Below are 17,869 nucleotides of genomic sequence, written 5' to 3'. Positions count from 1 at the left end.
CCGCTCCCGAACGGTTCGTCTCGGCGGTCGTCGGCTCCCTCGACGGCGAGTGAGTGGCGCACGGCTCCGACGTGTTTCGTGAGCGGCGGAAAGAGAACCGGTTCGTTACAGGTCGAAACGGAGGCGTCTGCGGCGCTCAGAGATCGATCGAGACGGTCTTGGTCTGCAGGTGCGACTCGAAGGCGTACATTCCCATCTCGCGACCGATGCCGCTCTTCTTGTAGCCGCCGAACGGCGAGGCGGTCGACCCGCCGAACCACTGATTCACGTACACCGTACCGGCCTCGATGGCCTTGGTCATCTCCATCGCGGTGTCGAGATCCTGCGTGAACACACCGCTTGTGAGGCCGAGTTCGATGTCGTTGGCGATCTCGATCGCCTCCGCCTGATCGGAGAACGGAATCACACAGAGGACCGGGCCGAAGATCTCCTCTTGGGCGATCGTCATCCCGTTGTCGACGTCGGAGAACACCGTCGGTTCGACGAAGTACCCGTCCCGGTCGGGTGCGTCACCGCCAGTCTCCAGCGTCGCCCCCTCGTCGATCCCGGTCTCGATGTACTCCAGTACCTCCGCTAAGTGGGCCTCGTGGTTGAGGGGACCCATATCCGGATCGTCCATCCCCGCCCCGAGTTCGTATCCCTCGGCGCGTTCGACGATCATCTCGACGAACTCGTCGTAGATGTCCTCGTGGACGATCGCCCGGTCGGCGGCCGCACAGATCTGTCCGGTGTTGCTGAAGATCCCGATCTGGATCGCGGTGACTGCCTCCTCGAGGTCGGCGTCGGGCATCACGACGGCGGGGTTCTTCCCGCCGAGTTCGAGCGTCACCGGAGTGATATTCTTGGCTGCGGATTCCATCACGGCCTGTCCGGTCGGGACGCTGCCGGTGAACGAGATGGTGTCGACCCCATCGTGGCCCGACAGCGCGGCCCCGGGTTCCGCACCGCCGTTGACGACGTTGATCAGTCCGTCCGGAACGCCCGCCTCTTGGCACACTTCCGAGAGGTACAGCGGCGGCAGCGGCGTCGTCGGCGCGGGTTTCACGACGACCGCGTTGCCGGCGGCGAGCGCCGGAGCGATGCCCTGTGCGGTGAGGTTGAGCGGCGTGTTCCACGGGATGATCTGCGCGCTCACGCCGTAGGGTTCCTTCAGCGTGAAGTTGACGCCGTCCTCGCCGACCGGGAAGCTCTCCCCCTCGATCTTGTCCGTCGCACCCGCATAGAAGTCGAACGTCGACGCCGCCCCCTGGATCATCCCCTGGGCGTAGCCGATCGGCTTGCCCTGATCCCGGGTTTCGATCTCCGCGAGGCGGTCGGCGTTCTCCCGAATCGCGTCGGCGACGTCGCCGAGGACCTGAGCGCGCTCGTCGGCGTCCGTCTCCGCCCACTCGGTCTGGGCGCGCTGGGCCGCCGTCACGGCTCGGTCGACGTCCGCGGCCGACGCCACGGCGTACTGTGCGATCGGTTCCTCGGTCGCGGGGTCGATCGTCTCGCGGTACTCCTCGCTCGATGGCTCTACGTGCTCTCCGTCGATGAACAGGGGATACCGTTCTTGGGTTGCGAGTGACATTGTATTCCACCAGCGGGACCGGTCGCAGGCGTCCGAATGACCGCTGTGGAATGTGATTCGTCGTTCTGCTAAATAACGTTATTCATAACATTCGTTATAGAAATCTTCACCGGCTCATCTGGGCGGAGAGACGGCCGATTCCTCACTCTGCGGACCGGGCGATGTGATCTTTGGCCGCCATGATCGCCGTCGTGCCGTCGCCGACGGCCGCGGCGATCTCGTGTGGGCTCCCCTGCCGCGCGTCGCCAGCGGCGTAGATTCCCGGCACGGTGGTCTCCATCCGGTTGTCGACGACGATACGTCCCTCCGTATCGAGGTCCAGCGTCCCCTCGAGGAAGTCGGTGTTCGGTACGGAGCCGACGTTGACGTTGACGCCGCCGACGTCGAGCGTCTCGGTCTCCCCCGACGCCCCGCGCTCGACTGCCACGCCCTCGAGGAGGCCGTCCTCGCCGACGAACTCGGTGACGGTCGTCTCCGTGTGGATCTCGACGTCCGGGTGGGACTCGGCTTCCGCGACGATCGTCGCGTCCGCGTCGAGTTCCGGTTCGGAGTCGAGCACCACCACCTCGCTGGCGTACTCGGTCAGGAACACCGCGTCGATGACGGCGTGGTTCCGCCCGCCGACGACGGCGATGCGCTCGTCCCGATACAGGGGGCCGTCGCAGGTGGCACAGTGGAAGATGCCCCGGCCTTCGTAGGTCTCCTCGCCGGGGACGCCGAGGCGCTGGTCGGTGCCGCCCGGCGAGAGGATGACCGCGTGGGCTTCGTACTCGCCGCCCTCGGTGTGCAGCACGTGCGGGGCACCGTCCGCACCGGGGTCGATCTGTTCGACAGTATCGAGTTCGACGTCAGGGTCGTAGGCCTCGGCCGCCTCGACCATCTTCGAACGGAGTTCCGTCCCGGAGACGCCGTCCGGGAACCCCGGGTAAGACCGGATCTCGTGGCGGTTGACGAGATCGCCGCCGATCGATTCTCGCTCGAAGAACAGGACGTCGAGTCCGCTGCGTCCCGCGTACGCGCCCGCGGTCAGACCGGCAGGGCCGGTTCCGACGATAATGAGGTCGTGTGTCACAGTTACCTCGCGATTCTTCCAGCGCAGGCAAAAAGGTTTCTACGGCCGAAACACCGTCCCACAGGGACCCCTCTCACCAGTATATTTATGCTGATCGATAGGGATAAACGACTGTGAAAGCAGCCAGACTCTACGGTGAGGAAGACATTCGTATCGACGACGTCGAAGCACCGACACCCGGCGAGGGTGAAGTCCTCGTCGACGTCGCGGCCTGCGGGATCTGCGGATCTGACCTCCACTTTTATCAACACACCGACGACTTCTTCGACGACGAAGACCTCCCGCAGACGCTCGGTCACGAGATCGGCGGGACGATCGCTGCAACCGGTGAGGGTGTCGACCTAGCGGTCGGAACCGAGGTCGTGCTCGGCCCACACACCCCGTGCGGCGAGTGCTGGTGCTGTGAGGAGGGCAAATACAATCTGTGTCGCGACCTGAACGCCACGTCGGCCCGTCCGGGCGGCTACGCCGAACAGGTGGTCGAGAGCGCCGATAACGCCGTGCCGCTTCCCGACGGTGTCTCGCCGGCGGACGCCGCGATCGCCCAACCGGTCAGCGTCGGTCTGCACGCGGTTCGCCAGTCGCCGCTCGGCGTCGGCGACAGCGTCGCCGTCGTCGGCGCGGGGCCGATCGGTCTCGGCGCGATCCGCTCGGCGAAGGCCGCCGGCGGCGGGCCGATCTACGTCTCGGAACCGCAGGACTCTCGGCGCGAGGTGGCTGCGGACTTCGGTGCAGACGTCCTGATCGATCCGACCGAGGAGGACCCCGTCGAGCGGATTCACGAGGAGACGGGCCGCGGCGCCGACGTCGCCTTCGAGGCCGTCGGCCACGAGAACACGCTGACGCAGGCGGTCGAATCGACGCGTGCAGACGGCCACACGACCGTTATCGGCGTGTTCAGCGGGCCTGCGGAATTCGAACCGCAACTGCTCGTCCAGGATCAGCGTACCGTCGGCGGGTCGACCTCGCATCTGGTCGGGCCGCGACTGACCGAGGAGTACGGCGTCGTCATCCGACAGCTCGAGAACGGCGACCTCGACGCCGAGAAGTACGTGACCTCGCGAGTCGGCCTCGACGACATCGTCGCGGACGGCTTCGACGCGCTGACCGACGACGAGAGCGAGGAGCGAAAGATCCTCGTCTGCCCGTAGTCGGATCGAGACAGCCTCAGTTTCCTATGATTCATTTCGACGCGGCTGTCAGCGTCGGTTCCGAGCCGGCCGAATACGAAGGAACGCAGCGAAACGGACGGAGAATCGATGCTCGGTCGGGGGCGAGGGACTACTCGTAGAAGCCCTCGGTGGGAACCCAGTTCCGCTCGACGTCGTCGGCGTACTCCTCCAGGAGTTCGTCGAAGTTGTCGGGGAAGTGGATCTTCTTCGTGACCGGCCCCCCGATCGAAGTGCCGAAGATGGCGTTGACCCGGCCGGGGCCGCCGATGCAGGCCACTTTCACGGCGTCGGTGTCCTGATACTGCTTGACCTGTCGCGGCGGGATGCCGTCGCCGGAGTGACGGGCGGGCGCGTACTCGTCTGTCGTCCGGTAGGAGTTCTCGACGATGTACTCCTTGATCTCTTCTTTAGTGAGGTCCTCTTTCTCGAGTTCCTCGGCGTTGTAGGGGTTGATCACGTGGGTGATCGTCGCATTGAGGTCCTCGCCGGAACTCGCGCGCATCGACTCGGGCGTGTTCCGGATCATTCCGCGAAGCACGTGTTCGCCCTCGTTCTCGCTGGGGAGCCACTGGACCCAGCTGTTCGGGCCCGCCAGCGAGATGGTGCTGTCGTCCGCGTCGTAACCGTGGGTGACGTGGTAGGGCTCCCAGGGACTGGCTTCCTCGTTCTCGGCCGCCAGCATATAGAATTTCGCGGGGTTACCCATCACGCCCATGTCCTTCTCGCCGGGGTAGATCTTCGCCGTGTTGCGGTACGCCATCCCCAGCGCACGGGCGATCGTCTGGTTCGCGTGGAAGCTCGGGCCGAACGCGCCCGAACTGCTCTCGATGTCGAGTTTCTCCCGAACCGGGCCGTTGACGATCCACTGATAGGCCCACGACCCCGTGCTGACCGAGAACTGGATCGAGTTCGAATCCGGATCGGCGAGCGCGCGCACGCCCGCTTCCAGAACCGGCATATACGTCGGCAGACAGCCGGCCATCACCGCATTCGCCGCGAGCGTCTCGACGGTGAGGGCGTTTTCGTTGTTCCCGAGGCGAGCGACCACGTCGTCGCGGGGACGGTCGATCCCGCGGAGCATCTCTTCGACCCGCTCGTCGGTCGGCGGGATGACCGGCAAGCCGTCGGTCATTCCTTCGCTGTACAGCGACTTGTTGATCTCGTCGAGCGACTGCTCGGTTTCTGATTGTTCGGACATAGAGGATAGGGAGGGGAGTTACTGCGGCACCGGGTCCGCGCGTTCCTTCTCGTTCAGTTCGCGGGTCAACTCGTCGACGATCCCGTCGACGACGTCTTCGGACACTTCGTCGCGGACGCGGTCGAGGTCGGTCGTCTCACAGCGGACCGGCGTCTTCTTGTACCGCAACGCCCGGCCCCGTTCGATCGCGTTCGACTGGTAGTCGAGCTCGAAGCCCTCGTCGATGAGGCCGACGCCGGGGGTCCCGGCGTCCTCGATCAGTTCGATGCCCCACGCCAGGAACTTCGTACAGGACCCACAGTCGCCGATCGCGCCGATCGCGGTGTCGACGTCTGCGGCCCACTCCTTGACAGCGTCCTGCTCGTCGTCGTTCTTGATCTGGTTCAGGTGTTCGACGTGGTACCAGGTGAACTCGGCGTCGGGGTAGCGGTCCGCGAGTTTCTCCTTCACGGCGGTGAGAAGCGGTTCGGCTGCCGGTTTCCCGTTATCGTACAGGCCGATGGTCTTGCCGTCCAGCGAATCGACTCGCGGGACCAGCGGTAGTTGCTCGGTCTCGTCTGACTCCGATCCGGGAGTGATCAGTCCCATACGCTATATAACATACTAACACGACATATAATTTGTGTTGGCGGAGTGAAATCCTGGACAGCGACGGAACGGATTCCGAACCACTCGGGCGAACGGACTGGATTTCGGGTCCTCAGGGTTTTACCGGCCCGCTGTGTCGAGCGGCACCACTGAGAGGCCGAGGTCGTCGTGGGACCTGCCGTCCGTTATATTAAAATATGTGGTTCGCTAAGCGCTGGTGTATGGCGGATGTTTACGACCCGATCGAGACGCGTCCGTGGGGGGACGTCTGTGCCGATCACGAGCGACTGCTGCCCGAGCAGATCGAGTATCTCCGCGAGCATTCCGACTTCTATCGCCGTCGGTTCCGCGAGTGGGACATCGATCCCGACGACATCACCTCCCTGGAAGCGCTCCGGGAGGTCCCGTTCACCACGAAGCAGGACGAGCGGGACTCACAGACTGACACCGTCCCCGCGAAACCGCTGGGCGAGCACCAGGCCGCGCCGAAGTCCGCGCTCAACCGGACGATCTCCTCCTCGGGGACGACCGGCAAGCCGACCTACTTCGGCCTGACCACGCAGGATCGCCGGAACTGGAACACGGTGCAGAAGCGATCCTTCTACACGGTCGGCGTCCGACCGGCGGATACGGTCCTGTTCGGCGCGGGGCAGACGATGATCACGGGCGGGACCCCCTACTTCGAGAGCCTGACCAAACTCGGCGCGAACGTGGTGCCCGCCGGCGGAGAGAGCACCGAACGGCTGCTCTCGGTCGCGCTCGACGTCCAGCCCGATATTCTGTGGACGACGACCTCACACATCCGGTACCTCTCTGAGAACGCCGAAGACGTCGTCGGCGTCGCGCCCGACGACTTCGGGTTCACGAAGGTCATCGGCGGGGCCGCACCCGGCATCGCGAACCCCGAAATCCGCGCCGAGTTCTACGACGTCTGGAACGCCGATCTCGTCCGGGAGGCGATGGGCCTCGGCGACGTTCTCGGCAGTATGTGGGCCGAGTGCGAGGAGGAGAACGGGATGCACTTCCACGCGCAGGGGTTCGTCCATCCCGAACTGATCGACCCCGAGACGGGCGAGGCGAAGCCGTTCGAACCCGGGGCGGAGGGCGAACTCGTCTACACGCACCTTCGGCGGGAGGCGACCCCGCTCCTCCGATTCCGATCCGGCGACTACGTCGAAGTGATCGACACCGAGTGCGACTGCGGCCGCACCGCCCCGAAGATCCAGGTCGCGGGCCGTGCCGACGATATGCTGATCTACAAAGGAATGAACGTCTTCCCGTCGGCCATCCGCGATGTCATCTCCGACGTCGAGGGCATCGCGCCCCGACTCCGGGTGATTCTCCCCGAGGAAGGCACGGTCAATTTCGAGACACCGATCCCGGTCGAGATCGCCCGAGAACCGGGCAGCAGCCGCGACGAGGCCGAACTCGTCGACGAGGCTATCACCGAAGTTCGCGAGCAGTTGAAGGCACGCATCGATCCGACGGTGGTCGACGTCGACGACCTCCCGGCCGGCGAGTACAAGACCAAACTCCTCAAAGAGCGAGAGGAGTGAGGCCGCACGAAGCGGGGTCGCTCCGCTGTTCGGTTCGGTGAAACGCGACGAAGCGACGGAAGCATTCTCGAGGCGTGGCCTCGCGGACGACTGGTCGTCAGCCCTGGAGGCGGCTCGAAAACCGGATGGAGAAAGACGGTGGATCTGTCGGTGCCCCCGAGGTGTGCTACTGTGCCTCCTTGAGTAGATCAGCGCCCTTCTCGGCGATGGCGATAGTGGGGGCGTTCGTGTTGCCGCTCGTGATCTCCGGCATCACCGAGGCGTCGATCACGCGGAGGTTGTTCAGCCCGTGGACGCGGAGTTCGTCGTCGACGACGGCCATGTCGTCGTCGCCCATCTTGGCCGTACAGGTCGCGTGGTACCCGGTGACGGCGGTGTTCCGGGCGTACTCGAGGAGCTCTTCGTCGGACTCCGCCTCCGAACCGGGCAGGTGTTCCTCGTCGCGGATCTCCGCGAGCGCGTCGGCCTCCCCGATCCGACGGGCCCACCGGAGACAGGTGATTATATCGTCGACGTCCTTCTGGGTGTCGAGGTAGTTGGGATCGATCTCCGGGTGGTCGTAGGGATCGTCGGACGTGAGCCTGACCTCGCCGGTGCTCGTCGGGCGCAGCGGGAGGACGGTGATCCCGTAACCGGTCTCGGGTTCCTCTGGGGAGAGACCCGGGGCCAGCCCGAACTGCATGTCTGGCGCCGGGAGGTCCGGGGCAGAGCGCTTGAACGCACCGACGCTCACGCGGTCGTATCGGGTGCCGCGACCCGCCCGGTCGGTCCGCGTTGGGACTGGGCCCGTCGTCTCGAAAGCGATGTTGACGCGGAGGTGGTCCTGGAGGTTCTGCCCGACGCCCGGCAGGTCGACTTTGACGTCGATGTCGTGGTCTTTGAGATGGTCGGCGGGACCGATTCCCGAGAGCATCAGCAGTTGCGGGGACTGGATCGCGCCGGCCGCGACGATCACTTCGCCGTCTTCGGCGACCGTCGCCTGGTCACTCGTCCAGCCCTCGTTGTAGACGACACCGGTGGCGGTGTCGCCGCTGAAGGTCAGTTCGGTGACGTGGGCGCCGGTCTTGATGTCCAGGTTGTCGCGGTCCAGGATCGGTTTGATGAATGCCGCCGCAGTGCTGTGTCGATGGCCGTCTTCGATCGTCGAGTGGTAGTACCCGACGCCGGACTGCTGTTCCCCGTTGAAGTCCATATTCTTCTCGAAACCGACTTCCTCGGCGGCCTCGACCAGCATCTCGTCGAGTTCGCTCGGCTCGGTCCCGCGCGAGACGGTGAGCGGCCCGTCCGTGCCGTGGTACGCCGCGTCGCCGTCCGCAGTCAGGTTCTCGGACTTTTTGAAGTACGGGAGCAGGTCGTCGTAACTCCACCCGTCGTTGCCGAGATCCGCCCAGTTGTCGAAGTCGTAGGCGTGTCCGCGGACGTACGCCATTCCGTTGATCACGGTCGATCCGCCGAGCGCCTTCCCGCGGGGCCAGGCGATAGACCGGCCGTTCAGTCCTGGCTGTGGTTCGACCTCGAAGCCCCAATCGAGGTCTGACCCCAGCAGGTCCCACACGCGGGTCGGATCTTTCACTGCATCGCGGTCCTCTTCGGGATTCCCCGATTCGAGGAGTAAGACGTCGACAGATCGGTCCGCCGTCAGCCGGTGTGCGAGTGTACACCCGGCCGCACCGCCGCCGACGATGATATAATCGTACATCACGTTCTATCGTGTATGAAAACACTAACTAATATCTTTCGCTCACCGCGGGAGAGTCGCCGGACTCGCAGGTCGGACGGGGCGAGTACCCGACTCGCTGAAGCACTCCGGCGAGCAGGTATTTGACCCTCTCAAAAAGAATATTGTGGCACGTAAATCCGTGACAAGGTGACTAGTGTTGGACAGAAGCGGCGAATCTTGGGTCTTGACAACTTCTCTCGTGAAAGATCCTGAAACAAAGTCGTCTCGGTCGGCGGTTCAACCGTGTGCTAACAGGAGTACACGAGTTATTCTCTTGGTGTTCTCATCGCTGAGTATTTGACTGGGTCAAATCACGCCTCAGTTTGTGTGTAGATCTCGATCTCGGCGTTGTTTGCCGAGCGGATCACCGCCTCGATCAGTTCCTCTTCGATCGATGCGTCGCGCCAGTTGTTCGCCGGCCCGGAGATACTGATCGCACCGGCGACGTCGCCGTTGTCGTAGATGACGGGGGCCCCGATCCCCTTGTTCCCGTGGACGACCTCCTCGTTGTTGACGGCGAAGCGCTGTTCGCGGATCCGGGCGAGTTCGTCGGCGAGTGCCGCTTCGTCGGTGATCGTGTGGGACGTGTACGAGGGCAGTCCCTTCTCGTTGATGATCTCGGTGACGCGCTCTTCAGGCAGATGTGCGAGGATCGCTTTCCCCGCCGCCGTACAGTGCATATGCGTCTGCGGCTCGTCACGCTTCTCGATGTGGATCTGTTTGCCCACGGCGTCTTCGCCGAAGGTCTCGTGAAGAATGAGAATCTTCCCGTTGTACTCCGTGGCCAGGTGCGCGACTGCGTCGTACTGGTGGGCCAGTTTGTCGACTTCGTCTTTTCCGGCTCGGTAGAGCGGCGTCTGATTCCGCACGCGCTCGCTGAACGGGATGAACTCCATCCCGAGTTGGTATCGACCGTCCACCTGCTCAATGAACCCGTGCGCCCGGAGCGTCGACAGGTGCGTGTGGACGGTGCCGGGGGCGAGCCCCACGTGCTCGGCGATCACCGACACGGTCGTATCGCCCTCTTCAGCGATGAACCGCAGGATGTCGAGGCTCTTGTCGACCGCCTCGATCCGTCGTCCGCCGTGTTGAGCCGGCATATCTTCGTGTGACAGCCCGATACGAATAAATTTGTTGTGATCAAAGAGGATAGTTTTCGCGACTGACGCTGCTGTCCCGGTCCAGTGGTACTCACTGCGGGTGGATCGCAATCAGAGAACGGGTGGATCGCTGGCGTGTCCCCGAGTGCTCAGACCTCGTCCATTCGGGTCACGACCGGGCAGTTCACGTTCAGCAGCACTTTCTGTGTCTTGTTGCCAAACAGGGCCTTGCCGGTGGGCGAGCGGCGACGACCGCTGATGACCAGAAACCGCGGCTTTTCTCCTTCGGCCTCGGAGATGATCTCTTCTGCGACGTCACCGACTCGGCCGCGGGGATCGAGTATATCGTCGTCGATGTCGTCGATCGTCTCGAGCACGAACTTCCGGGCGAATCGCTCGGCGCTCTCGACCTCGGCGTTGAACGAGAAGTTCTCGAACTCGGGGATGTCGCGGATGGATCGCTGGTGTTCGTCGTGTTCCTCCGTCGGGATGACGTGCAGGACGGCGAGGTCGTCACCGTAGGTGGTCGCGAGGTCGTGGGCGATTTCGATCACGTGCTTCGATCGTTCTTTTTCGTCGACGGCGGCGAGTATCGTCATTTCGCGTTAGACTTCTGTCCCGAGTGATAAAATAGTATCTTTCCCCGTTTCGGCCGTTTCGGCGGAGAAACCGGTGATGTGCGACGAACGCAGGAAGTGGAGGCCGGCGTGACTGCGGAGACATTTCACAGTCCAAGGCCTGACTGCGGAGGCGCTCGGCCGGCGTCGACTAGTCGAGACCGCGGATGATGTCAGCGGCCCGCTCGGCGATGGCGATGGTAGGGGCGTTCGTGTTGCCGCTCGTGATCTCCGGCATCACCGACGCGTCGACGACCCGCAGGTCGTTCATCCCGTGGACCCGAAGCTCGTCGTCGACGACGGCCATCTCGTCGTCGCCCATCTTGCAGGTCCCGACGGGGTGATAGATCGTCTGGGCCGTCTCGCGGACGTGCTCACGCAGGTCCGCGTCGTTCTCGACGTCGCCTTCGGGCCAGATTTCATCGCCGCGGTACTCTTCAAGCGCGTCCGCGTGGCCGATCTGACGGGTCCGCTTGACCCCCTCGACGAGTGTGTCCAGGTCCGCTTCGTGGGCCAGATAGTTCGGGTCGATGACCGGGTCGTCGAAGGGATCGGCGGACGCGAGCGTGATCTCGCCGCGGCTCTCGGGGTGTAAGAGCGTCGCACTCGGGGTCATTCCGGCACCCTCTTCGGGATTGTCGAATCCGTGGCGCATAAAGTAGACCCGCGCGAGGAAGTACTGGAGGTCCGGCGCGGGGAGGTCGGGGTCGGTCCGCTCGAAGCCGGTGACCTGACAGAGTACTTCCCCCTGCTGGATCTCGGGATCGCCGTGCAGTTCGTACGCGGCGGACGCGACGAGGTGATCCTGGAGGTTCTTCCCGACGCCGGGCAGGTCGTTCTTGACGTCGATCCCGTGTTCCTCAAGTTCGTCCGCGGGGCCGATCCCCGAGAGCAGCAGCAACTGCACGGAGTCGATCGAACCCGCCGAGAGGATCACTTCCTGATCCGCGTCGACGGTGTCGGTCGATCCGTCCTGGACGTAGGTGACACCGGTGGCGGTGTCGCCCTCGAACTCGATCTGCGTGACGTGCGCGCCGGTCTGAGCGGCGAGGTTCTCTCGGTCGAGGACCGGATGGAGGTACGAGACCGCAGTGCTCTCTCGGGTCCCGTCCCTGACTGTCAGCGGGAGCGGTCCCATCCCTTCTTGCTGGCCGGCGTTGATGTTCTCGTTGCGGTCGAATCCGACTTCGACGGCGGCGTCGATCAGCGCGTTCGTGACGTCTCCGTAGGGATGCTCCTGTTCGACCCAGAGTGGGCCGCCCTCGCCGTGATACTCGGACTCGCCGCCCTCGAAGTCTTCCATCCGCTTGAAGTACGGGCGCATCTCGTCCCAACTCCAGCCCTCGTTGCCGAGTTCGGCCCACCGGTCGTAGTCGTGGGGGTTGCCCCGAACGTACATCATCGCGTTGATCGCCGACGAGCCACCGAGCGTTTTGCCCCGCGGCCAGTACTCCTCGCGGCCGTTGAGTCCCTCCTGGGGAACTGTCCAGTACTCCCAGTCCACGTCCGACTGCATCAGTCCGGGGAACAGCGTCGGTACGTGAATCTCGTCTTTCTCGTCGGGCTTCCCGGCTTCCAGCAGCAGGACGTCGGTGTCCTCGTCCGCCGAGAGGCGGTTCACCAGGACGCAGCCGGCCGACCCAGCGCCGACGATGACGTAGTCGTAGGTGTTCGCCATAATCACCTGACAGCAGGAAACCATCCATAATGAATTTTTTGTACAGAGTCGCCGGACGGGACCTGCCGATTGCTGTCGGGCGGGTTTGCCGACGCGGGACGCCGCTGGCAACGTCACCGACGTCACGCTTGAACTCAGCGGCAAGAGCCCGATCGTCGTCCACGAGAACGCCGAGACGATTGCCGTCGCCAGCGTCACCAACACCGGCGGGGAGTGTGAGACGGAATTGCGTCCCCGGTGTCGCGGGTCCGTCCCGTCGATCGGTTCGTATCGTCCGCGAGCCAAACTTTATATACTGTATTCGTCATCACCGAGTATGGCCCTCGTCGATCCCGCCGACGGTCCGCCGCGACGTCCGGCAGACGACTCTGGCAGCGCGTCGCCGACGCCCGGGGCGGAATCCGGCGACGACCCGAGGTCCGCACGGAGCACCCACAATGTCTGATGAATCATCGAACTCGGAGTCGTTCGAGGAACTGTACCGGTCGCTGTACGAGGAGGGGATGACTGACGGCCTCCCGGTCGTGCCACCGACAGAGGAACGCGTCGCGGAGATGCTTCGGGGGACGGACCACCCGCGGGACCACGTCATCGGCCGGTTAGGCAACAACGACAACCCGCTCACGGTCGAGGACCTCGCGGCGAACGCGGTGATGGCCGGATGCGTCCCGCCGTATCTGCCGGTCCTCGAGGCGGGGGCCCGGGCGCTCGCGGACCCGGACTCGAACTCGATCCAGTTCTCGGTCAGCACGGGGTCGTGGGCCTACCAGTGGATCGTCAACGGCCCGGTGCGGAACGAACTGGACATCGAGAGCGGGACGGGGGCGTTCGGTCCCAACTACCACGCGAATCAGACGATCTCTCGCGCGCTGGGGATGGCGTACCGCAACACGGCGAAGATCTACCCCGGCGAGAAGGATATGGGCGTGATGGGTAACCCCGCGAAATTCTATATGCTCGCGGGCGAGAACGAGGAAGCCAGCCCCTGGGAACCCTACCACGTCACCCACGGTTACGACGTGGACGACAGCACCATCACCCTCGCGGGCCCGAACGGATGGTCACAGTGGGTTCCCCGCGAGAACACCGCCGAACAGATTCTTCGCGATATGATCGAGAACACTCCCCGATCGATGCGCGGCAGTTCGGGCGAGGACCTCAACGCCACGGTCACGCACGCGATCAACCCCTACAACGCCGACGAACTCGCGAAGGCGGACCTGAGCAAGGACCAGATCAAATCGTATCTCGTCGAGAATTCAGACATGCGAACGGAGGGTCGTCCCGTCCTCCTCGAGGACGAACAGCTGTTCGAGGACACGGATATTCATCTCAAACAGGTATCTCAGTATCAGGACAATAACTCGGTGAAAATCGCGACGATCGGCGGATCGGGCGCGTTCAACGCGATCATCGGGATGTCGATCGGCGGGCCGGTGACGAAGCAGATCCAGTTCCCGGACAACTGGGCGTCGCTCGTCGAAGAGTACGAATTCGACCGCAACTGGTACCCTGAAGAGGGATTTTACGAATAGTCGGTGTCCGACTGTCGAGGAACCGACTCGGTACATTCGGAAATCTATCGGGTTGCAAACACCGAGGGAATCGAACGAGGTGGTACAGAGGACGTCGTTCGAGTGAGATGAGATCGTATTACTTTTCTTGGTATTTTTGTATTCTATCAATTATCATATCTATCAGTAGCGATCAAATCGGAGATGAGATCGCGACCGGGAGACAGCGGCGGGGAGCACTCAGGCACTGCGCGGGATTCGGGAACGGGACCCGGCACAGTCGGCGGCCATCCCCGCAAACACTACCCTAATACGGTTCCCGAAGTAATCCAGGCTATGGTGAATTATCGGTACGCTGGCGACGCTCACGAACGGTTGTTCGCCGCGTATCAGGACGATTCCGAACCGTTCCCCACGAGCGTCACAGCGTGTTTCCCCGAACGCGAACACCGACGCGAGGAGATTGCGCTGCTGCAGGAACTGCTGTTTCCGACGTGCTGGAACGCGCCCGAACTCGTCCGCGACGAACTGGCAATCGTAGACCAACTCGACGAACTGGGAACCCTGGTGAAAGCCGGGATCTGCCCGTACACCGACGGCCGGCCCGACGAGAAGGTCTCCGCAGTGCTCGACAGCCTCCCGGAGATCCGGGAGGCGCTGAAACTCGACGTCGAGGCCGCGTACAAGGGCGATCCGGCGGCGAAGACGTATATGGAGATCATCCGCTCGTACCCGGGCTTCCTGGCGATTTCGGTCCAGCGGGTCGCACACGTACTCTACGACATCGGAGCGCCGGAATACGCCCGTGAACTGACCGAGTACGCGAAGACCCAGACGGGCATCGACATCCATCCGGGTGCTGAGATCGGCGAGCACTTCTTCATCGACCACGGGACGGGCGTCGTCATCGGCGAGACCGCGGAGGTCGGCGAGTGGGTCAGACTCTATCAGGACGTCACGCTCGGGGCGCTCCACTTCGAGGAGGAAGAGAGCGACGAGCACGCGCTCAAGAAGGGCTACGAGCGACACCCGACGATCGGCGACCACGTCGTCATCGGGGCCGGGACCAAAGTGCTGGGCGCCATCACCGTCGGCGACCACGTCAGCATCGGTGCGAACTCCTGGATTACCGAGGACATCCCCGCACAGACCAAGGTGTTCATCAAAGAGCACCCGACGCAGGAGCGCAAGCGCTACAACGAGTAGCGGCTACGGCGACTCGAACTCGATCGACGCGATGCGGTGCCGTGGGGCCTCGCTGTCGTCGTTTTCGTACTTGTAATCGACGCCCGCCTCCTCGTCGGCCGTCGCTCGATGGGAGCCGTCGCAGAACGGCTTGTCGTCGGAGAGCCCGCATCGGCAGATGTAGATGCCGCCGTCGCGGTACTCCGGGTCGAGTTCCTCGGGGTCGATCACGTCGGGGCCGTCCTCCCGGTGTGTGACTTCGCGTGCCATCAGGACACACGACGGACTGGGTCGGGTTATACTTCGGGGACCGATCGGCGCGTGGCGAAAAACCGAAACCCCCCGGCAGCGTCGCAACGTCTATGTCCAACGAACCGACGCTCGTCGAAGACGTGATGTCGACGGTGCTCGTGACTGTGAGCCCCGACGCGACGCTCGTCGACGCGGCGAAACGGATGAAGAGCCACGACATCAACGCGTTGCTGGTCCCCTCGACGGAGATTGCGATCGTGACGAGCACTGACGTTCTCGAAGCCGTCGCCGACGAACACGATCCGAGTTCGATCACCGTCGAGGAGGTGATGACCCGGTCCGTCGAGACCGTGCCGCCGGAACTCCGTCTCACCGAGGCCGCCGCGATGATGGAGAACTTCGGGTTCAGTCACCTCCCCGTGGTCGACGACGATCTCGTGGGGATGGTCTCTTCGACCGACATCACCGCACAGTTGTCCTGAGATGAACCCAGTCCAAGCTCTCGACGCCGCGGAGGGGACGACCTGCGTGGTCGGCGCTGGCGGGAAGAAGACCACGATGGCGACGCTCGCGCACGAACTCGACCGCGCCGTCGTCACCGCGACTGTCCGGATTCCGATCTTCGACGACTGGGTCGGCCGCGTGGCCGTCACCGAGACGCCCGGTGCGGTAGTCGACGAGGCGCTCGCCGCTACGGACGCCGACTGGCCGCTCGGTGTCGTGCCCGAGCGCGAGCGCGAGGACCGCTACTACGGCTACGAACTCTCGGTGCTCGACGATCTCGCAGCGCGCGACGTCCCGATCCTCGCCAAAGCGGACGGCGCGCGAATGCGACGACTCAAGGCCCCCAGTACGGACGAACCGCGGGTTCCGTCGAGCGCCGACACCGTGGTGCCGATCGCGAGCGTGCACGTCGTGGGCGAACCGCTCTCGGACGACCTCGTCCACCGCGTCGACGAGGTCTCGGCACTGACGGGACTCGACCCCGGCGACGAGATCAGTGCCGCGGATCTCGCGACCGTCCTCGCCAGCGAGGAGGGCGGACGCAAGTCGGTCCCGCCGGACGCGACGTCGATCCCGCTCCTGAATATGGTCGACGACGACGCCCTGGCGGCGACTGCCAGAGAGGTCGCCGCCGAGATTCACGACCGCGCGGACGTCCCCCGAGTCGTCCTGGCAGAGATGCGTGCAGACGATCCGATCGTCGACGTCGTCCGGAACTGAGTCGGCAGTGAGTTGACTCGATCGCAGAACCGGTCCAAGGTTCTCAGTCTCGCTGCAGTCGCTCGGTCGCCTGTCGGAGTTCCGCCTGCGTGTTCACGTTCTCGAACGTGTCGAGCGACGAGACGCGGTCGATGTCCGCGTCGTCGATCACGACGACGTCGAGGTCCTCGACCGGTGCGATGATCCGGTGGTCGTCACGTTCGAGTGCCCGTCGGCAGGCCGCGAGCATCGGCTCGGTCCGGTAGACGGCCTGAGTCGTTTGGAACCACTCGTCTGGCCGCGGGATGGCAGCCTCACGGTCGGTCGCGCGCTCGAACAGGTAATCGACGAAGACCGGATCGACGAACGGCATATCGCAAGCGACGACCAGCGTGTACGCCGCGTCGATCGCTTCGAGCCCTCGCGCGATGCCGGCCATCGGCCCGCCGTCGGTCTCTCGGTCCACCGCGAACGTCGGGTCGAACGACCCGTCGTCGAGCGCCGCCGAGATGGGATCGACCTGATCCGCCCGGCAGTTGATCACCACCTCGTCGACGACGTCGGCGACCCGATCGACGACCCGCCGGATCATCGGCGTCCCGTCGAGTTCGGCGACGGCCTTGTCGCGGTCGCCGAACCGGGTCGATCGACCGCCGGCGATCACGAGGACTGCTCGCATACGCGGCTGTACTCCGTGGGTCCTCAAGAGCGTGACGGACCGCCAGCGATCACCGATCGCTGTGGCGTGGGTTCGTTCTTCGGAGAGGCCGACAGCGGAGCGCATTTATCCGCCGGCCGAGTCGGTACGGGTGATGCGGGAGGACGAACTGGCGAGCGCCGTGGTCGAACACTTCGAGGCGGCGTTCACCGGGTCCGACGTCGCCCTCGAAGAACCATACGACCACTACGGGAACCGCGGGTCGGTGGACGTCTACGTCCGGACGTCGCCGCCGAACCGAGTCGACTACCTCGTCGAACTGAAGGCCGATCCCGCGGTCCGGATGGCGGCGGGGGCAAACGAGATCCTCCGACAGTACCGGCGGATGGAGCGATACTTCTACGCCGACGACGCTCACGACCTCCGGAAGCGACTCGGGCGGGAGGGCCCCGGCGTTCACCTGTTGCTGCTGTTCGCTCCGACCGCGAAGTGCGTCGAACACGTGTTCGAACACCGGCGGCTCTACGGATCGGTGGACCCCGAACTCGCGATCGACGGGGTCCCCGCCGAGCGGAAGGTGGCGTTTCTCGTCAACCTCGACGAGGCACCTGCCGGGGACCTGGCGTTCCTGTCTGTCAACGGCGACGCCGGCGTCGGGACCGAGGCGTTCCGCCGATCGGTTCCCGAATCCTCCCGGTTGGCCGGCGCGGTTCGCGAGGCAGACGTCGAAGTCGACGCCACAGGTGGGGGCGAAGCCGACGGGTCGGACCAGTGAGGCGCGGTAAC

General features: G+C 64.3%; 18 protein-coding genes. 8 read left to right on the top strand and 10 right to left on the bottom strand.

Features of this window, described 5'->3' with window-relative positions; genetic code table 11:
- Positions 1–136: 136 nt before the first annotated feature.
- Positions 137–1,570 (bottom strand): aldehyde dehydrogenase family protein, encoded by a 1,434-nt coding sequence (locus tag BLU74_RS07985; protein WP_089766742.1) that lies wholly within the window; start codon positions 1,568–1,570, stop codon positions 137–139.
- Between the two features lie 142 nt (positions 1,571–1,712).
- Positions 1,713–2,642: an NAD(P)/FAD-dependent oxidoreductase gene (locus BLU74_RS07980; RefSeq protein WP_175454596.1), complete on the bottom strand. Its 930-nt coding sequence runs from the start codon at positions 2,640–2,642 to the stop codon at positions 1,713–1,715.
- Between the two features lie 113 nt (positions 2,643–2,755).
- Here BLU74_RS07980 and BLU74_RS07975 point away from each other — a divergent pair, with 113 nt between their 5' ends.
- Positions 2,756–3,793 carry a zinc-binding dehydrogenase gene (locus BLU74_RS07975; protein ID WP_089766740.1) on the top strand — a complete coding sequence of 346 codons (1,038 nt, stop codon included), beginning with the start codon at positions 2,756–2,758 and terminating at the stop codon, positions 3,791–3,793.
- Between the two features lie 130 nt (positions 3,794–3,923).
- On the opposite strand, the gene BLU74_RS07970 is transcribed toward BLU74_RS07975, so the two are convergent.
- Both BLU74_RS07970 and BLU74_RS07965 read right to left on the bottom strand, forming a co-directional pair.
- Complete coding sequence (locus tag BLU74_RS07970) at positions 3,924–5,012, bottom strand: hypothetical protein (protein ID WP_089766739.1); 1,089 nt, start codon at positions 5,010–5,012, stop codon at positions 3,924–3,926.
- A gap of 18 nt (positions 5,013–5,030) precedes the next feature.
- The gene (locus tag BLU74_RS07965; protein WP_217635346.1) at positions 5,031–5,600 is read right to left on the bottom strand and encodes a UGSC family (seleno)protein; all 570 of its coding nucleotides are present in this window, start codon (positions 5,598–5,600) and stop codon (positions 5,031–5,033) included.
- 221 nt (positions 5,601–5,821) lie between these two features.
- On the opposite strand from BLU74_RS07965, the gene BLU74_RS07960 reads away from it, so the two are divergent.
- The gene (locus BLU74_RS07960; RefSeq protein ID WP_175454595.1) at positions 5,822–7,156 is read left to right on the top strand and encodes a phenylacetate--CoA ligase family protein; all 1,335 of its coding nucleotides are present in this window, start codon (positions 5,822–5,824) and stop codon (positions 7,154–7,156) included.
- Between the two features lie 166 nt (positions 7,157–7,322).
- Here BLU74_RS07960 and BLU74_RS07955 read toward each other — a convergent pair whose 3' ends face one another.
- The 4 genes from BLU74_RS07955 to BLU74_RS07940 form a co-directional block, all read right to left on the bottom strand.
- Entirely contained in the window at positions 7,323–8,855 is a 1,533-nt protein-coding gene (locus BLU74_RS07955; RefSeq protein WP_089766737.1) for a GMC family oxidoreductase, read from the bottom strand.
- 332 nt (positions 8,856–9,187) lie between these two features.
- Positions 9,188–9,976, bottom strand: coding sequence for an IclR family transcriptional regulator (locus tag BLU74_RS07950; protein ID WP_089766736.1), 789 nt, complete (start codon positions 9,974–9,976; stop codon positions 9,188–9,190).
- A 149-nt stretch (positions 9,977–10,125) separates the two neighbouring features.
- Positions 10,126–10,575, bottom strand: coding sequence for a universal stress protein (locus BLU74_RS07945; protein ID WP_089766735.1), 450 nt, complete (start codon positions 10,573–10,575; stop codon positions 10,126–10,128).
- 169 nt (positions 10,576–10,744) lie between these two features.
- Entirely contained in the window at positions 10,745–12,271 is a 1,527-nt protein-coding gene (locus BLU74_RS07940) for a GMC family oxidoreductase (RefSeq protein WP_175454594.1), read from the bottom strand.
- Between the two features lie 85 nt (positions 12,272–12,356).
- Between BLU74_RS07940 and BLU74_RS07935 the strand changes: the two genes are divergently transcribed.
- From BLU74_RS07935 to epsC, 3 genes are all read left to right on the top strand, one after another.
- Positions 12,357–12,716: a hypothetical protein gene (locus BLU74_RS07935; protein WP_089766734.1), complete on the top strand. Its 360-nt coding sequence runs from the start codon at positions 12,357–12,359 to the stop codon at positions 12,714–12,716.
- Positions 12,709–13,806, top strand: a complete 1,098-nt coding sequence (locus tag BLU74_RS07930) for a hypothetical protein (protein ID WP_089766733.1) — start codon at positions 12,709–12,711, stop codon at positions 13,804–13,806. The genes BLU74_RS07935 and BLU74_RS07930 overlap by 8 nt, the downstream gene beginning before the upstream one ends.
- A gap of 318 nt (positions 13,807–14,124) precedes the next feature.
- Positions 14,125–14,991, top strand: a complete 867-nt coding sequence (gene epsC / locus BLU74_RS07925) for a serine O-acetyltransferase EpsC (RefSeq protein WP_089766838.1) — start codon at positions 14,125–14,127, stop codon at positions 14,989–14,991.
- Positions 14,992–14,994: 3 nt separating this feature from the next.
- On the opposite strand, the gene BLU74_RS07920 is transcribed toward epsC, so the two are convergent.
- Complete coding sequence (locus tag BLU74_RS07920; protein WP_089766732.1) at positions 14,995–15,240, bottom strand: CDGSH iron-sulfur domain-containing protein; 246 nt, start codon at positions 15,238–15,240, stop codon at positions 14,995–14,997.
- Positions 15,241–15,332: 92 nt separating this feature from the next.
- Here BLU74_RS07920 and BLU74_RS07915 point away from each other — a divergent pair, with 92 nt between their 5' ends.
- Positions 15,333–15,704: a CBS domain-containing protein gene (locus BLU74_RS07915; protein WP_217635345.1), complete on the top strand. Its 372-nt coding sequence runs from the start codon at positions 15,333–15,335 to the stop codon at positions 15,702–15,704.
- 1 nt (position 15,705) lies between these two features.
- On the top strand, positions 15,706–16,446 hold the full coding sequence (gene yqeC, locus BLU74_RS07910) for a selenium cofactor biosynthesis protein YqeC (protein ID WP_089766731.1): 741 nt from the start codon (positions 15,706–15,708) through the stop codon (positions 16,444–16,446).
- Positions 16,447–16,489: 43 nt separating this feature from the next.
- On the opposite strand, the gene mobA is transcribed toward yqeC, so the two are convergent.
- On the bottom strand, positions 16,490–17,104 hold the full coding sequence (gene mobA / locus BLU74_RS07905; protein WP_089766836.1) for a molybdenum cofactor guanylyltransferase: 615 nt from the start codon (positions 17,102–17,104) through the stop codon (positions 16,490–16,492).
- Positions 17,105–17,237: 133 nt separating this feature from the next.
- On the opposite strand from mobA, the gene BLU74_RS07900 reads away from it, so the two are divergent.
- Positions 17,238–17,858 (top strand): hypothetical protein, encoded by a 621-nt coding sequence (locus BLU74_RS07900; RefSeq protein ID WP_089766730.1) that lies wholly within the window; start codon positions 17,238–17,240, stop codon positions 17,856–17,858.
- Positions 17,859–17,869 lie beyond the last annotated feature (11 nt).

This window comes from Halobellus clavatus (genome assembly GCF_900107195.1).
Taxonomy (GTDB): domain Archaea; phylum Halobacteriota; class Halobacteria; order Halobacteriales; family Haloferacaceae; genus Haloquadratum; species Haloquadratum clavatum.
This window is presented reverse-complemented; position numbering and strand designations above follow the sequence as displayed.

Bases quoted from the DNA above. Each gene is read 5' to 3' on its own strand.
- BLU74_RS07985 (WP_089766742.1), bottom strand. From the start codon at position 1,570: ATGTCACTCGCAACCCAAGAACGGTATCCCCTGTTCATCGACGGAGAG.
- BLU74_RS07970 (WP_089766739.1), bottom strand. From the start codon at position 5,012: ATGTCCGAACAATCAGAAACCGAGCAGTCGCTCGACGAGATCAACAAG.
- BLU74_RS07965 (WP_217635346.1), bottom strand. From the start codon at position 5,600: ATGGGACTGATCACTCCCGGATCGGAGTCAGACGAGACCGAGCAACTA.
- BLU74_RS07960 (WP_175454595.1), top strand. From the start codon at position 5,822: ATGGCGGATGTTTACGACCCGATCGAGACGCGTCCGTGGGGGGACGTC.
- BLU74_RS07955 (WP_089766737.1), bottom strand. From the start codon at position 8,855: ATGTACGATTATATCATCGTCGGCGGCGGTGCGGCCGGGTGTACACTC.
- BLU74_RS07950 (WP_089766736.1), bottom strand. From the start codon at position 9,976: ATGCCGGCTCAACACGGCGGACGACGGATCGAGGCGGTCGACAAGAGC.
- BLU74_RS07945 (WP_089766735.1), bottom strand. From the start codon at position 10,575: ATGACGATACTCGCCGCCGTCGACGAAAAAGAACGATCGAAGCACGTG.
- BLU74_RS07940 (WP_175454594.1), bottom strand. From the start codon at position 12,271: ATGGCGAACACCTACGACTACGTCATCGTCGGCGCTGGGTCGGCCGGC.
- BLU74_RS07930 (WP_089766733.1), top strand. From the start codon at position 12,709: ATGTCTGATGAATCATCGAACTCGGAGTCGTTCGAGGAACTGTACCGG.
- BLU74_RS07920 (WP_089766732.1), bottom strand. From the start codon at position 15,240: ATGGCACGCGAAGTCACACACCGGGAGGACGGCCCCGACGTGATCGAC.
- BLU74_RS07915 (WP_217635345.1), top strand. From the start codon at position 15,333: ATGTCCAACGAACCGACGCTCGTCGAAGACGTGATGTCGACGGTGCTC.
- yqeC (WP_089766731.1), top strand. From the start codon at position 15,706: ATGAACCCAGTCCAAGCTCTCGACGCCGCGGAGGGGACGACCTGCGTG.
- mobA (WP_089766836.1), bottom strand. From the start codon at position 17,104: ATGCGAGCAGTCCTCGTGATCGCCGGCGGTCGATCGACCCGGTTCGGC.
- BLU74_RS07900 (WP_089766730.1), top strand. From the start codon at position 17,238: ATGCGGGAGGACGAACTGGCGAGCGCCGTGGTCGAACACTTCGAGGCG.